The organism is Verrucosispora sp. CNZ293 (assembly GCF_002754655.1).
On sequence record NZ_PEFR01000001.1, the window covers coordinates 2,634,141 to 2,647,722 of the forward strand.

Consider the following 13,582-nt stretch of genomic DNA (forward strand, 5'->3'; position numbering starts at 1 on the left):
GTCACGGCGTCCGGTTTCCGCCGCCCGCCGCGTCCGACTCGATCCCCCCGGACAGCTGGCGGGCACCGCCGGGGAGGCCGTGACCGACCGAGCGGCCGAGGTCACGGCGCCGCGGGTTGGCTACATTCGTTCCCCATGCGCGTGTCGTCGAACCGGGTCACCTCCCCCACCGCCGTCGACTGGGCGCGGTCCAGCCTCGTCACGCTCGCCAACGCGGTGGGCCTCGACGGGCTTGCCGCCGCCACCGGCCGGCCGGGGCTGCTCGCCGCCGTCGACCAGCACGCCGCCGCGGTGCGTGACAGCCTGCACGGGGACCGGCGGCCGTTGACCGCCGCGGCCCTCGCCGGCTACGCCGACGGAATGTGCGCCGCCGCAGAGGAGTACGGCTGGCGGCCGGCCGACGCCCCGGTCGACTGGGCGGAGGCGGACTGGGTCATGCTGCGCCTGCTCGCGGTCTGCGCGCTGACCGGCGCGCTGGACACGCCGGCCCCGCAGCCGCCGCCGCTGTGAGGGCGACGGGTGCCCGCCCTGCGGCGGACACCCGTCTTGGTACGACTGCCGACGAGACCGACCGTCACGGACGGAACTGCTGGGTCTCGTCGCCGGCGTTGCCGGACTGGTAGGTACCCCGTCCCCCGGCCATCGAGGACTCCGATCCCCGGGAGGCCGGTTGGGCGGCACCTGTCCGGTCGGCCATCTGCCGCTGCATGTCGCCGCGACCGGCCTCGGCACCCTGCCGCTGCTCGCGGATCGCCCGCGACTCCTCGGCCGCTCTGGTGAGCCAGCCTTCCCAGCGGTTCTGCATCGGCCGCACCAGACCACCACCGACGCCGACGATCAGGATGCCGGCCACCGTGGCGAGCACCGCGATCAGCACCGGCTGGGTGACGGTGGTGGCGATGCCCACCTGGTTGAGCGCCGCGATCACGCCCAGCGCGATGATGAAGATCGCCGTCACGTCGGCCAGGAACCGGCCGTACGACAGCCCGCCGAGCGCCCCGGTGACGAGGTCCCGCACCGCGTTGGCGATCGCGGCCGCCACCACCACGATGACGATCGCCACGAAGGCCCGTGGCAGCCACGCCACCACGCCCGCGATCAGGTCGCTTATCGCGTTCGGTCCCCAGACGCCGAAGGCGAACTGAAGCGTGAACAGCAGCACGGCGTAGTACGCCAGCCTCGCCAGGATGTCACTGGCGTCGTACCGCGTCCGCTCCAGCGCACGCTTGATACCGCCCCGTTCGACCGCCCGGTCGAACCCCACCCGTTCCAGGACCGTATCCACGATCTTGAGCACGGCTCTGGCGATGAGCCATCCGACCACGAGGATCGCGATGAACGCGATGGCCCGGGGCACGAACAGCAGCACCGACCTCCACATGTCGGCCGCGGCGTCACCGATGTTGACCTGCCTGGCCGCGAGGGTTTCCGGCATGACGTCCCTCCTGTCGCATGGATTGCCCCGCGCGCTTACCCCTTCCCCCGGCCAGCACGCCGCTCCGATCCGCCCCTTTTTCTGGACAGATCGCATCGGACCGGCTCTGACCTGCCCTGATGTCCCGAGCCGACGCGCCCGGCCGATGATCGGGAACGCCTGTCGAGCGGGCGGACTAGGCTGCGTTCATGCCAGGAACGGTCGGGCGAGTACCCACGCCAGCAGGCCCGCTGCCGGGCACGGCGGTGCCGGGCACGGCGGCCGTCGCCGACGACCCCCGTTGGGGTGCCACAGCGCTCGGCCCGTACGAGTCGTGGGACCCCGCCGTCCGGGCGACCGCCGAGGTGGTGCTCGGCTCACCGGCCCCGATGGCCCTGCACCTCGGCGCCGAGTTGCTGCTGCTCTACAACGAGGCGTACGCCGAACTGATCGGCGACCGGCATCCCCACGCCGTGACGCGGCCGGCCGCCGAGGTCTTCGCCGAGGTGTGGCAGCGTCCCGGGGTCGGCGACGTGATCGAGCACGCCTACCGCACCGGCACCCCCCTGCTGGACAAGGAGATCCCGCTCCCGCTGCACCGTGCCTCGGCCGCACTCGACCAGCCCGTCTACACCCGGGCCTGCTCCCCCGTACGCGACAGCCAGGGCCGGGTCGTCGGCGTCCTGTCCGTGGTGGCCGAGACCAGCCCGGCGACCCGTCAGTTGCAGGGCCTCAGCGACTTCGCCGCCGCCCTCTCCGGCACCCTCACCCTGGACGACGTGGCCCGGGTCGCCCTGCGCTACGCGATCACCTCGTTCGACGCCGACCGGGTCTCCTTCGCCGTCGACGACGGTGGTGGTGGTGGCGCCGGGTGGCGGATGGTCCGGCGGGTCCGGGGCGAGTTGGTGGACGAGGCGGACGAGCGGCTGCCCCCGTTGTGGCGGCGCGGCCCGGCCGGCTGGTCGGCCCCGGCGGTGGTCAGCGCCCGTACCGGACAGGCCAGCTTCACCGACGACGGCGAGCCGTTGCACGAGATCGCTGTCGACCGGCACGACCAGAAGATCCGGGCCCTGGCGGCGGTACCGCTGCGGGCCTCGGTGGTACGGGGAGCGCTGACGGTCGGCTACCGCTCGGCGCATCCGTGGTCGGCGGCGGAGCGGGCGCTGCTGGCCGCCTGCGCCGAGCTGGTCGGGCAGGCGACCGAGCGGGCCCGCCGGTTCGAGACCCAGCACGGCACCGCCCAACTGCTGCAACGCAGCATGCTGCCGGAGAACCTGCCGGTCCTGCCCCGGCTGCGGATCGCCGCCCGGTACGACCCGGGCGTCGACGGAAACGCCGCGGGCGGCGACTTCTACGACGCGTTCGTGCTACCCACCGGCGAGCTGGGGGTGGTCCTCGGCGACGTCGCCGGCCACGACGTGCAGGCCGCCGCCCGGATGGGGCAGGTACGCGCCGCGCTGCGCGCGCTGGCGCTCAACGACCCCCGCCCCGACCAGGTGCTCACCGGGCTCGACCGCCTGGTGGGCAGCCTCGGCGCCGAGGCCGGCACGTACGAGCTGTTCGTCACCGTGGCGTTCGGCGTCATCGACGTCGGCCGGGAGGAGCTGACCCTGGCCAGCGCCGGGCATCCGGCGCCGCTGGTGCGTCGCTGTGCTCCGTCCGGTGAGCCCAGGGCCGAGTACGTCGACGTGCCCTCCGGCGCCCCGTTGGGGGTCGGATACCGGGCCGCGACGCGTACCGTCGCCTTCTCCCCCGGCGACACGCTGCTGCTGTTCAGCGACGGTGTGGTGGAGCGACGCCGGCGCGGGCTGTCGGACGGCCTGGCCCGCCTCGCGGAGTCGGTGGCCGGTGCGCCCAGTGGCGACCCGAGGTCGTTGTGCGGGGTGGCCTCCGCCGCCGTGCCCGGCGCGACCGAGGACGACGTGGCGGTGCTCGCCGTCGAGTACGCGTTGCGTCCGAGCCGGTCGGCGCGGATGGAGGTACCCGCCGAGCCGACCGCGCCGAGCCGGGTACGGCACTGGATGACCGCCCAGCTCACCGAGTGGGAGGTAGCCGAGTCGGTGATCGGCGCGGCGGTGCTGTGCACGAGCGAGCTGACCACCAACGCGTTGCTGCACGCGGGTACGGCGGCGCGGGTGGAGGTTGATCTCAGTCCGGAGCGCCTGCTCGTGTCGGTGGCCGACTCGGGCTCCCGGGGCACGGTGACCCGGGCCCGCACGGAGACGCTGAGCAGCCGGGGGCGCGGGTTGGGTCTGATCGAGGAGCTGAGCGACGCGTGGGGCACCGACCCCACGGTCCGCGGCTCGACGGTCTGGTTCGAGATCCTGCTTCCGTCCACCTGAGCACCCGCCCGAGGCCCACCGGCGGGCCGTCGGATACCAGGAAGCGGCACGTCGTCATGCTGCCGAGAAATTCCCGGATTACCGGAACCCCGGTGGGGGCACGTTCTGCGCCACCTGTCCTTCAGGGGCGGCGGGGCGAGGGGTGGTCCGGTGGACACGTTCGACGTGGCATTCGCGGTGGTGGGTGTGGCTGCCCTGCTCGCCGGCATCCTGCCGAGGTTGCTGGAGCGGCGACCGCTGTCGATGCCGTTGGCGTTCCTCGGTCTCGGAATGCTGATCTACGCGTTGCCCATCGGCCTGCCCGTGCCCGATCCCCTGGCCCAGCGGGGGCTCGCCACCCACCTGACCGAGATCTGCGTGATCGTCGCGTTGATGGGCGCCGGCCTGAAGATCGACCGTCCGTTGAGCTGGCAGCGCTGGTCCTCGACGTGGCGGCTGCTGGTCGTGGCCATGCCGCTGTGCATCGCCGCCGTCGCACTGCTCGGCTGGTGGTGGGCGGGCCTGGTACCGGCCAGCGCGTTGCTGCTCGCCGCGGCACTGGCACCCACCGATCCGGTACTCGCCAGTGACGTCCAGGTCGGCGAGCCCAACGCCGATTCGGATGCCGAGGACGAGGTTCGGTTCGCGCTCACCTCGGAGGCGGGGCTGAACGACGGTCTGGCGTTCCCGTTCGTCTACGCGGCGATCGCGATCGCGGGTACCGGCCTCGCTCCCGGCGACTGGCTGGTCCGCTGGATCACGCTCGACCTGCTGTACAAGGTCGGGGCGGGGGTGATCGGTGGGCTCGTGATCGGCTGGCTGCTCGGGAAACTCTTCTTCCGGGCGCCCAGCGAGTTGCGCCTGGCCCGGCACGCGGAGGGATTCCTGGCGCTGGCCGCCACCTTCCTGGCATACGGGCTGGTGGAGGTGGCCGGCGGCTACGGCTTCCTGGCGGTCTTCGTGGCAGCCCGCGCCATTCGGGCGGCGGAGCGGAGCCACGAGTACCACGCGGTCCTGCACGACTTCGCCGAGCAGGTGGAACGGCTGCTCACCGTGCTGATGCTGCTGTTGCTGGGCGGTGCGGTGATCGGTGGTCTGCTTTCTGAGCTGACCTGGCCCGCCGCACTTGTCGGCCTGGCCCTGGTGTTCCTGGTCCGACCGCTCATCGGCTGGCTGGCACTGCGCGGCGCGCCGGGACGGCCAGCGGAGCACCTGGTGATCGCCGCCTTCGGCATCCGGGGCATCGGCTCCTTCTACTACCTGGCCTACGCCACCACGAAAGCCGACTTTCCCCAGGCGGAGCTGGTGTGGGCCACCACCGCCCTGGTGGTGATCGTCTCCGTGGTGACGCACGGCATCGCGGCGACCCCGGTCATGCGGCTGCTGGACGCATCTGGTCAGCGCACCAGGACACCCACCCCGGATGTCCGGGCCACCACCGTGGTGGCCTGAGCGGCGGACCGGGCGGCAACGACCACCCGGGTCGGTCAGGTCAGTCGGCGGGCCAGGGCCCGGCCCAGGTCGCGACCGGAGCGCCAGGCGGTCTGCACCCGGGGGTCGCCGAACGCGTCACCGGCCAACCCGATGCCGTCGTCGTCGAGATGGAAGCCGGTGTCCGGGCCGTCTCCGTCGGCCGGTCTGGCGTACGTCCACCGGTGCACCTGCACCTGCTCCGCCGGTTCGGCCAGGGCGAGCAGGTCGCGCACGGCCGCCTCGATCTCCGGCCCGGCCGCGGTGGGTTGGGCCAGGTGCCCGGCCGCGAACGTGTCGGTGGTGTGCGCGACCAGGACAGCGGCACCGTCGCCGCGTCGGTCGCCGTCGTCGCAGACCAGGGTGAGCAGTGAGTGGTCGTTGACGAACGCGCCCCGGAAGTCGGTCCACCGCCGGGTGGGGAACCGCAGCATCGCCGCCAGTGTCGGCGACCATCGTTGCCGTCCCACGGCCTCGGTGGCGGCGACGAGTTCCGGGTCGAGCAGCAACGCGGCCTGTGGGCCGGGCGTCGCCACCACCACCGCCGCGTGTTCCTCGCCGTCCACAGTCGGTCCCGGCCCGACCCCGAGCACCAGCCGGTTCACCACCACCGGCAGGTCCCGGGCGAGATGTTCGACAAGCGAGCGCAGTCCGCGCGGTGCCGCCCACCGCATCGGCCCGCGAACCTCGCGGCGCCCCCCACCGTCGTACGCGACGAAGGTGTCGGTCCACTCCCGGGCCAGGCCGGCGGTCTGCCAGCCGCGTACCACCTCGGCGAATTCGGGATCGCTCACCGTGAAGTAGGCCGCGCCGAGGTCGGCGGGGCGGCCGTCGAAGCGCCGGCTGGCCATCCGGCCACCCACCACCCGTCCCCGCTCCCGGACCTGGACCGGAATGCCGGCGTCGGACAGCTCCCGGGCGCAGGCCACACCGGCGATGCCGGCACCGATCACCACCACGCCGGAACGGTCAGTACGCATCCCATGATCGTAGAGTGGCCGGCCGCCACCGGGCGACGTCGTGGCCCCGCACTTCACTGGATACTTCCGGAAGGTCTTCACAAGCCGGCAATCGGCCCGTTACCTTGTCGGACATGTGGGAGCGCTTCCACGCACTTTCTTCGATGGGTACGAGGAGCAGACCATGAGAACCCGAAGCACGTTCGCTCTGGTCGGCGTCGTGGCGACGGCACTGACCGTGGCCGGCAGCGTCGGCCTGGGCGCGCTGCGCCCCGCGCCCGCCGCGGCCGCCGACTCCGCCTTCTACGTCGACCCGCAGACCAGCGCCGCCCGCTGGGTGGCGGCCAACCCGAACGACTCCAAGACCGCCGTGATCCGGGACCGGATCGCCAGCGTCCCCCAGCCCCGCTGGTACACCACCACGAACACCTCGACCGTACGCGCCGAGGTGGACTCCTTCGTCGGCGCGGCAGCCGCCGCCGGCAAGATCCCGATTCTGGTGGTCTACAACATCCCCAACCGTGACTGCAGCAACCACAGCGCGGGCGGAGCGCCGAACCACTCGGCCTACCGGCAGTGGGTGGACCAGGTCGCCGCGGGCCTCGGCGGCCGCCCGGCCAGCATCATCCTGGAGCCCGACGTGCTCCCCATCATGAGCAGCTGCATGAACGAGAGCCAGCAGGCCGAGGTGCGGGCCTCGATGGCGTACGCCGGCAAGGCGCTCAAGCGGGGTTCGTCGGCGGCGAAGGTCTACTTCGACATCGGCCACGGCGGCTGGCTCTCCGCCGGTGAGGCCGCCGCCCGGCTGAACGCCGCCGACATCGCCAACAGCGCCGACGGCATCTCGGTGAACGTGTCGAACTACCGGCGCACCGCCGACGAGGTCTCGTACGCCAAGCAGATCATCGCGGCCACCGGCAACTCCCGGCTGAAGGCGGTCGTCGACACCAGCCGCAACGGCAACGGTCCGGCCGGCTCCGAGTGGTGCGACCCGCCGGGACGCGCGATCGGCACCCCGAGCACCACGAACACCGGTGACTCCGCCATCGACGCGTTCCTCTGGGTGAAGCTGCCGGGCGAGGCCGACGGCTGCATCGCGGCAGCGGGTCAGTTCGTGCCGCAGCGGGCGTACGACCTGGCCATCGCGGCCGGCCCGGTGCCGACCACGGCGCCGCCGACCACCGCACCGCCCACCACCGCACCGCCCACCACCGCACCGCCGACCACCGCACCGCCGACGACCGCCCCGCCGACCACCAACCCGCCCGGCGGCGGCTGCTCGGTGACGTTCACCCCGAACACGTGGACCGGTGGGTTTACCGCCGAGATCCGGGTCACCAACCGTGGCTCGGCGCTGAACGGCTGGAACCTCACCTTCAACGTCGCCTCCGGGGTACGGCTGAGCAATGGCTGGAACGGTGAGTGGAGCCAGTCCGGCAACCAGATCACCGTCCGCAACGCCCCCTGGAACGGCAACCTGTCCAGCGGCGGCACGCTCAGCGTCGGTTTCCAGGGCACCTACACCGGCAGCAGCCTGTCCGCACCGAGCGGTTACAGCCTGAACGGGACCGCCTGCGCCTGATCACCTGACCCGTCCCGGGGCCCCCGGCCACCACCCGTACCTGTGGTGGCCGGGGGCCCGCCCCTGTCCAGCCTGGCCCGGTCCCCCGCGTCGCGTGCCAGCGGCGGCACGGGGCCGGCGAGCCGCACGTCGCCACGGTGTTACCGCCGCGCCGGCGCGGGAAGGCGGCTGATGACGAAGGAGGAGACAGATGACCACACAGTCGAACCCCTCGGCCTGGCAGCCGGGTGTGACCGGCGGCGGCACCCTCCCGTCGGGCCCCGGCGGTCGTCCGGCGGCTCCCAGTGGCGACGGCCACGGGCCGCAGACCGGGCCGCCGACCGTGACGATCGGCGCGTTCCCGGACTATCCGGCCGCCCAGCGGGTGGTGGACCACCTCGCCGACAACAGGTTCCCGGTGGAGCGCACAGCCATCGTCGGCACCGACCTGACCCTGGTGGAGACGGTGCTGGGCCGGCTGACCACGGCCCGCGCGGCGCTCGTCGGAGCCGGTACGGGTGCCTGGTTCGGTCTGTTCATCGGCCTGTTGTTCGGCATCTTCACCGTCGGGAACTGGGTGGCGGTGATCCTCGCCGGTCTGGTCATCGGTGCGCTCTGGGGTGCCGTCTTCGGTGCCGTCGCGCACGCGATGACGGGCGGGCAGCGGGACTTCACCTCCGCCAGCTCGCTGCGGGCCAACCAGTACGCGGTCACCGTGGAGGCCGACGTGGCCGACCAGGCCCGCCAGGTGCTCGCCCGGCTGAACCTGGGTGGGCGCGCGCCACAGACAGCGGGCTGACCCCGCGTACGCCTCGGGCGGTCCCGCCGGACGCGGGGCCGCCCGCCACCGCGATGCCGGTCAGTCGGAGGCGAGGCGGGCGTGCAGGTGCTCGTCGTAGCGACGACCGTCGCCGTAGCGGTGCGACTGCCGCAAGGTGCCCTCGGCCGGAAAGCCGGCGCGCTCGGCAACCCGGCAGGACGCCGGGTTGGCCACCGCGTGGCAGAGCTCGATCCGCTCCACCTCGAGGTGGGCGAAGGCCCATCCGCTGAGCAGTACGACGGCCGCCGTGGCGACCCCTCGGCCACGGGCGGCGGGCACGGTCCAGTAACCGATCGAGGCGTCGCCGGCATGAATGCGGTGCAGCGAGACCGAACCGAGCAGGGTCTCCGGATCGGCCGGGTCGACCGCCGCCAACGACACGTGCCCGCCGCCGGACCAGTCGGCCCGCCACCGTAGCCAGCGCAGCGCGGCGTCGAGGTCGAACGAGTCGCCCTGCGGGTTCCACTGGGCGATCGCCGGATCACGCCAGGCGTCCAGGACGGCGGGGGCGTCCGTGTCCCGCCAGGGACGCAGCAGCAGGCCGGGAGCGGTCAGTTCCACGGCGGCAGAGTCTCACACCGCCGGTGCCGGGCACCCACCGGACACCTCCCGGAGCCGGTCCGGTCGATATCCTTCAAAGCTTCACCACCGACGTCGAAGCCCTCCCCTGCGCTCCACCGGGAGCACCACAGGGGCTCTTTGTTCAAATTTTGAGTAGGCGCTACCGTTGCGACGTGACCGAGAGCCTGGACCGCGACCGTCGAGCCGCCTGGCGGACGTACATCGAGGCCAGCCAGCGGTTGTTCACCCGCCTGGAGGACGACCTGCGGGCCGCCAGCGGGCTCAGCTTCGCCGACTACCACGTGCTGGTGCTGCTCTCCGAGGTGCCCGGGCAGCGACTGCGGATGGGTGAGCTGGCCGACCGCCTGGTCTTCTCGCCCAGCCGGCTGACCTATCAGGTCTCCTCCATGCAGCGGCGGGGCCTGGTCGCGCGACAACCCTGCCCGCAGGACGGGCGGGGCAGCGAGGCGGTGCTCACCGCTGCCGGGCTGCTCGCGCTGCGGGAGGCCGCACCACACCACCTGCGATCCGTGCGTACCCATCTCATGGACGACCTCGACGACGCCGAGGTCGCCGTGCTGGACAGGATCTTCACTCGGCTCGGCCGACGGCTGCGAGGGGCCGACGGCAACGACGCCACCCCCGGCGACACCTGAAGGAGCTCCGATGCCCGCCATCACCGTCGACAACGTCCTCGTCCTGCCCCGGCTGCCCCGGCTGGACGAGTCCACCGCGTTCCGGCCGGTCCGCCGGCTCACCACCGCGCCCAGCGGGTTCGAGGGCGAGGGTTTCCCGGTGCGCAAGGCATTCGCCGGGGTGCCGATGAACGAGTTGGACCCGTTCATCATGCTCGACCAGATGGGCGAGGTGGACTACGCCCCCGGCGAGCCGAAAGGCACCTCCTGGCACCCGCACCGGGGCTTCGAGACCGTCACCTACATCATCGACGGGATCTTCGACCACCAGGACAGCCACGGCGGCGGCGGCACCATCACCAACGGTGACACCCAGTGGATGACCGCCGGTAGCGGCCTGCTGCACATCGAGGCCCCGCCGGAGCATCTGGTGGTCAGCGGCGGGTTGTTCCACGGCACCCAGCTGTGGGTGAACCTGCCCCGGGACGCCAAGATGAGCGCACCGAAGTACCAGGACATCCGGGGCAACCAGGCGGCGCTGCTCACCACCCCGGACGGTGGCGCGCTGATCCGGGTGATCACCGGTGAGATCGCCGGCCACCAGGGGCCCGGTTCCACGTACACCCCGATCACCGTCACCCACGTGACGGTCGAGCCCGGGGCGCAGGTAGACCTGCCCTGGCGGCCCGACTTCAACGCGCTGGTGTACGTGCTCGGCGGTCGAGGCACTGTCGGTGCCAACGGGCGCGGCGTACGCACCGGTCAGCTGGCCGTGCACGGGCCGGGCGACGCGTTGCGGTTCAAGGCCAACGCCCGCCAGGACAGCCGCACCCCGACGCTGGACCTCTACATCATGGGCGGTCTGCCGATCCGGGAGCCGGTGGCACACTACGGGCCGTTCGTGATGAACACCCGCGACGAGCTGATCCAGGCGTTCGAGGACTTCCAGGCCGGGCGGCTCGGTGTGGTCCCGGCGGAGCGGTTGCCGCACACCGGCGGCCAGGGCGAGCGCCCCTGATCGACCACTGGGCGCAGGGCGGCTCCGGGTTCCCGGGGCCGCCCGCCCGGCTCAGGAGACGGCGAAGATGCCGGCCAGGCCGAGCAGGACCATCACCAGTACGGTCAACAGCGCCCCCCGCTCCCCCTCAACCGCCTGCTCGCGGTCTTCGGTCGCGGAGTTCGTCGGCTCGCCGGACATGCTGCGGCTCCCTCGCTGCTCGGGGTGGGGGTCGGTCTCCGTCAGCCGAAAGCTCACCGGCGTGCGAGCCCGACCCCGGGTTCGTATCGTGAGGACGTGAACGACCTCTCCGAGGGCGGGAGCGTGCCGCTGCAGGACTGGTTCCTCACCGCACCGGAACGCGCCAACCCGGTCTCTGAGTTACCCGTCTGGACAAGTGGAAACCTCGCCGAGCCGCTGATTCATGGTGCCGCGTACTTCGACCGTCTGGTCACCGAGGTCGAGGAGCTGGGCGCCGGCGACCACCTCTTCTTCGCCGACTGGCGGGGTGACCCGGACGAGCGGCTACGCCCGGACGGGCCGACCGTCGCCCAGCTGTTCGCCCGCGCCGCTCAGCGCGGCGTGGTGGTCAAGGGGCTGATCTGGCGCTCACACCTGGACGTGTTGTCCTACAGCCACGAGGAGAACCGCAACCTCAGCGAGGCGGTTTCCGCCGCCGGCGGTGAGGTGCTGCTCGACCAGCGGGTCCGGCGAGGCGGATCGCACCACCAGAAGCTCGTGGTGCTGCGCCGCCCGGCGGCCCCCGACCGGGACATCGCCTTCGTCGGCGGCATCGACCTGTGCCACAGCCGTCGCGACGACGACACGCACCACGGCGACCCGCAGGCGGTACGGATGGCCGCCGCCTACGGTGACCATCCGCCCTGGCACGACGTGCAGCTCGCGCTGCGTGGGCCGGTGGTGGGCGCGCTGGACACCACGTTCCGCGAGCGGTGGACCGACCCGATGCCGCTGGACTCGGAGAACCCGCTGGCCTATCTGCGCGACCGGCTCCGCGGCAGCGACCTCGCGCCCGGGTCGCTGCCGGAGCAACCTGCCGATCCGCCGGTCTGCGGACCGCACCACGTTCAGGTGTTGCGCACCTATCCGGCGGTCCGGCCCCGGTACTCGTTCGCCCCGGACGGCGAGCGCACGGTGGCCCGGGGCTACACCAAGGCGGTACGTCGGGCCCGCCAGCTGATCTACCTGGAGGACCAGTACCTCTGGTCCACCGAGGTGGCCGACCTCTTCGCCGCAGCGCTGCGTGACAATCCGGAGCTGCACCTGGTCGCGGTGGTACCCCGTCATCCCGACGTGGACGGCCGGCTGGCCCTGCCGCCGAACACCGTCGGTCGCGAGCAGGCGCTGGCCCTGTGCGAGCGGGCCGCCGCCGGGCGGGTGCACGTCTTCGACGTGGAGAACCAGACCGGCACGCCGGTCTACGTGCACGCCAAGGCATGCGTGGTCGACGACGTGTGGGCCTGTGTCGGCAGCGACAACTTCAACCGGCGGTCCTGGACCCACGACAGCGAGCTGTCCTGCGCGGTACTTGACGACACCCCCGACGACCGCCACCCGCTCGATCCGGCCGGTCAGGGCGACGGGGCACGACGGTTCGCCCGGGAGCTACGCCTGCGCCTGCTCCGCGAGCACCTGGACCGTGATCCGGACGGCGGCGACGACGCCGACCTGATCGACCCGGACGACGCGGTCGCCGCGATCACCGCCGCGGCCGAGGCGTTGCAGCGCTGGCACGACGGCGGGCAGGTGGGCCCACGCCCGCCCGGCCGGCTGCGACCACACCGCACCCGGCGACTGCCCTGGTGGGTCCGGGCCTGGGCGCTGCCCGTGTACCGCCTGGTCTACGATCCGGACGGCAGACCGCTGCGCGCCCGCCGGTCCGGCACCTGGTAACCCGGCTCCACCTCGCCCAGCACGGTCAGCCCGCCCGGGTACGCGAACGAGGAGCGCGGTGAGTAGTAGCCCCAGGCGATGGTGAGCGGGTTCTCCGGGCGCAACGCGTACACCGGGTGGTTCGGGTCGAGGAACTCGACCGACTCGATCTCGAACGAGCTGGACGGTTCGGCCACCACCGGGTAGATGCTGCTGATCAGTTGACCGTGCAGCTCGGTCAGGTAACGGTGGTGGCCGTTGTGCACCGCATGCCCGGTGTCGCCGACCCGCACCTGGGCCCGGATCACCGGGTCGCCCGCGATGCTGGTCTCGGTGACGATCGTGTCGCCGTGCGCGGTGATGCTGGTGCGGCCGGGCACGGCCGGCGCGCCCCGGGCCAGGGCGTAGCCGCGTACCCGCTCGCTGCACGTGACGTAGTCGGTCCACCAGCCGCCCGGGGTCACCCCGTCCGGCGCGTCCATGCCGACGAGCGTGACGCCGAGATAGGTCAACGTGTACGAGCCGAAGCCGGAGGTCTGGCTCGCGTCCTCCACCACGTACTGGTTCATGAAGACTTCCCGGTCCGGGTGGGGTCGCAGCCCCGGGGGAACGAGCGCCGCCACCGCGTCCGGATCCGCCGGCAGCCAGCTGAAGTACAGCGTCCGGCAGTTCACGACGAGGTGGGGAACGGCAGGATCGAGCACGGCACCTCCGGATCAGGGATGTACCCGCGACGCTAGGCCCAGTCCCGTTCACGGGACAAGGACGGATTGGTGACACTCCGCTTGCCCTCTGCGGTGGACGTCATCCGTTCGGCGTCCTGCCGCCCTCGCACAGCCTGAGGGCGAGGGTCGTTCGGGCATTCGGGACTGGCCCGATCGGTCATCCTGCCGGCGCGTCCGTGACGATCTCCCTGCCATCGGCGCGCCACACTGACCCGTTTTGTCGTTT

General features: G+C 72.3%; 13 protein-coding genes. 8 read left to right on the forward strand and 5 right to left on the reverse strand.

Going from position 1 to position 13,582, the window contains the following annotated elements:
• Positions 1–135 precede the first annotated feature (135 nt).
• Positions 136–510: a DUF6401 family natural product biosynthesis protein gene (locus CLT74_RS12015; protein ID WP_099846600.1), complete on the forward strand. Its 375-nt coding sequence runs from the start codon at positions 136–138 to the stop codon at positions 508–510.
• A 64-nt stretch (positions 511–574) separates the two neighbouring features.
• Here CLT74_RS12015 and CLT74_RS12020 read toward each other — a convergent pair whose 3' ends face one another.
• Positions 575–1,435 carry a mechanosensitive ion channel family protein gene (locus CLT74_RS12020; RefSeq protein WP_099846601.1) on the reverse strand — a complete coding sequence of 287 codons (861 nt, stop codon included), beginning with the start codon at positions 1,433–1,435 and terminating at the stop codon, positions 575–577.
• Positions 1,436–1,623: 188 nt separating this feature from the next.
• Here CLT74_RS12020 and CLT74_RS12025 point away from each other — a divergent pair, with 188 nt between their 5' ends.
• Together CLT74_RS12025 and CLT74_RS12030 are read left to right on the forward strand one after the other, a co-directional pair.
• Complete coding sequence (locus tag CLT74_RS12025; RefSeq protein WP_099846602.1) at positions 1,624–3,756, forward strand: SpoIIE family protein phosphatase; 2,133 nt, start codon at positions 1,624–1,626, stop codon at positions 3,754–3,756.
• Between the two features lie 150 nt (positions 3,757–3,906).
• Positions 3,907–5,187 (forward strand): cation:proton antiporter domain-containing protein, encoded by a 1,281-nt coding sequence (locus CLT74_RS12030; RefSeq protein WP_099846603.1) that lies wholly within the window; start codon positions 3,907–3,909, stop codon positions 5,185–5,187.
• A gap of 35 nt (positions 5,188–5,222) precedes the next feature.
• Here CLT74_RS12030 and CLT74_RS12035 read toward each other — a convergent pair whose 3' ends face one another.
• Positions 5,223–6,164, reverse strand: a complete 942-nt coding sequence (locus tag CLT74_RS12035) for an FAD-dependent oxidoreductase (RefSeq protein ID WP_099851842.1) — start codon at positions 6,162–6,164, stop codon at positions 5,223–5,225.
• A 184-nt stretch (positions 6,165–6,348) separates the two neighbouring features.
• On the opposite strand from CLT74_RS12035, the gene CLT74_RS12040 reads away from it, so the two are divergent.
• Together CLT74_RS12040 and CLT74_RS12045 are read left to right on the forward strand one after the other, a co-directional pair.
• On the forward strand, positions 6,349–7,746 hold the full coding sequence (locus CLT74_RS12040) for a glycoside hydrolase family 6 protein (RefSeq protein WP_099846604.1): 1,398 nt from the start codon (positions 6,349–6,351) through the stop codon (positions 7,744–7,746).
• 190 nt (positions 7,747–7,936) lie between these two features.
• Positions 7,937–8,524 carry a general stress protein gene (locus tag CLT74_RS12045; RefSeq protein ID WP_099846605.1) on the forward strand — a complete coding sequence of 196 codons (588 nt, stop codon included), beginning with the start codon at positions 7,937–7,939 and terminating at the stop codon, positions 8,522–8,524.
• 60 nt (positions 8,525–8,584) lie between these two features.
• Here the strand turns inward: CLT74_RS12045 and CLT74_RS12050 are convergent, their stop codons facing one another.
• Positions 8,585–9,106: a GNAT family N-acetyltransferase gene (locus CLT74_RS12050; RefSeq protein WP_099846606.1), complete on the reverse strand. Its 522-nt coding sequence runs from the start codon at positions 9,104–9,106 to the stop codon at positions 8,585–8,587.
• A 173-nt stretch (positions 9,107–9,279) separates the two neighbouring features.
• On the opposite strand from CLT74_RS12050, the gene CLT74_RS12055 reads away from it, so the two are divergent.
• Complete coding sequence (locus tag CLT74_RS12055; RefSeq protein ID WP_099846607.1) at positions 9,280–9,762, forward strand: MarR family transcriptional regulator; 483 nt, start codon at positions 9,280–9,282, stop codon at positions 9,760–9,762.
• 10 nt (positions 9,763–9,772) lie between these two features.
• Positions 9,773–10,759, forward strand: coding sequence for a pirin family protein (locus CLT74_RS12060; RefSeq protein ID WP_099846608.1), 987 nt, complete (start codon positions 9,773–9,775; stop codon positions 10,757–10,759).
• 51 nt (positions 10,760–10,810) lie between these two features.
• On the opposite strand, the gene CLT74_RS31305 is transcribed toward CLT74_RS12060, so the two are convergent.
• Positions 10,811–10,939, reverse strand: a complete 129-nt coding sequence (locus tag CLT74_RS31305) for a hypothetical protein (RefSeq protein WP_486582266.1) — start codon at positions 10,937–10,939, stop codon at positions 10,811–10,813.
• 123 nt (positions 10,940–11,062) lie between these two features.
• Between CLT74_RS31305 and CLT74_RS12070 the strand changes: the two genes are divergently transcribed.
• Positions 11,063–12,652, forward strand: coding sequence for a phospholipase D-like domain-containing protein (locus CLT74_RS12070; protein ID WP_099851844.1), 1,590 nt, complete (start codon positions 11,063–11,065; stop codon positions 12,650–12,652).
• Here the strand turns inward: CLT74_RS12070 and CLT74_RS12075 are convergent.
• A complete protein-coding gene (locus tag CLT74_RS12075) occupies positions 12,601–13,335 on the reverse strand; it encodes an acetoacetate decarboxylase family protein (RefSeq protein WP_099846610.1) in 735 nt (244 codons plus the stop codon). The genes CLT74_RS12070 and CLT74_RS12075 overlap by 52 nt on opposite strands.
• Between the last annotated feature and the right edge of the window lie 247 nt (positions 13,336–13,582).

Excerpts from the sequence above, each read along its gene's own strand:
- CLT74_RS12060 (WP_099846608.1), top strand. The coding sequence starts at position 9,773 with ATGCCCGCCATCACCGTCGACAACGTCCTCGTCCTGCCCCGGCTGCCC.
- CLT74_RS12015 (WP_099846600.1), top strand. The coding sequence starts at position 136 with ATGCGCGTGTCGTCGAACCGGGTCACCTCCCCCACCGCCGTCGACTGG.
- CLT74_RS12040 (WP_099846604.1), top strand. The coding sequence starts at position 6,349 with ATGAGAACCCGAAGCACGTTCGCTCTGGTCGGCGTCGTGGCGACGGCA.
- CLT74_RS12025 (WP_099846602.1), top strand. The coding sequence starts at position 1,624 with ATGCCAGGAACGGTCGGGCGAGTACCCACGCCAGCAGGCCCGCTGCCG.
- CLT74_RS12020 (WP_099846601.1), bottom strand. The coding sequence starts at position 1,435 with ATGCCGGAAACCCTCGCGGCCAGGCAGGTCAACATCGGTGACGCCGCG.
- CLT74_RS12045 (WP_099846605.1), top strand. The coding sequence starts at position 7,937 with ATGACCACACAGTCGAACCCCTCGGCCTGGCAGCCGGGTGTGACCGGC.
- CLT74_RS31305 (WP_486582266.1), bottom strand. The coding sequence starts at position 10,939 with ATGTCCGGCGAGCCGACGAACTCCGCGACCGAAGACCGCGAGCAGGCG.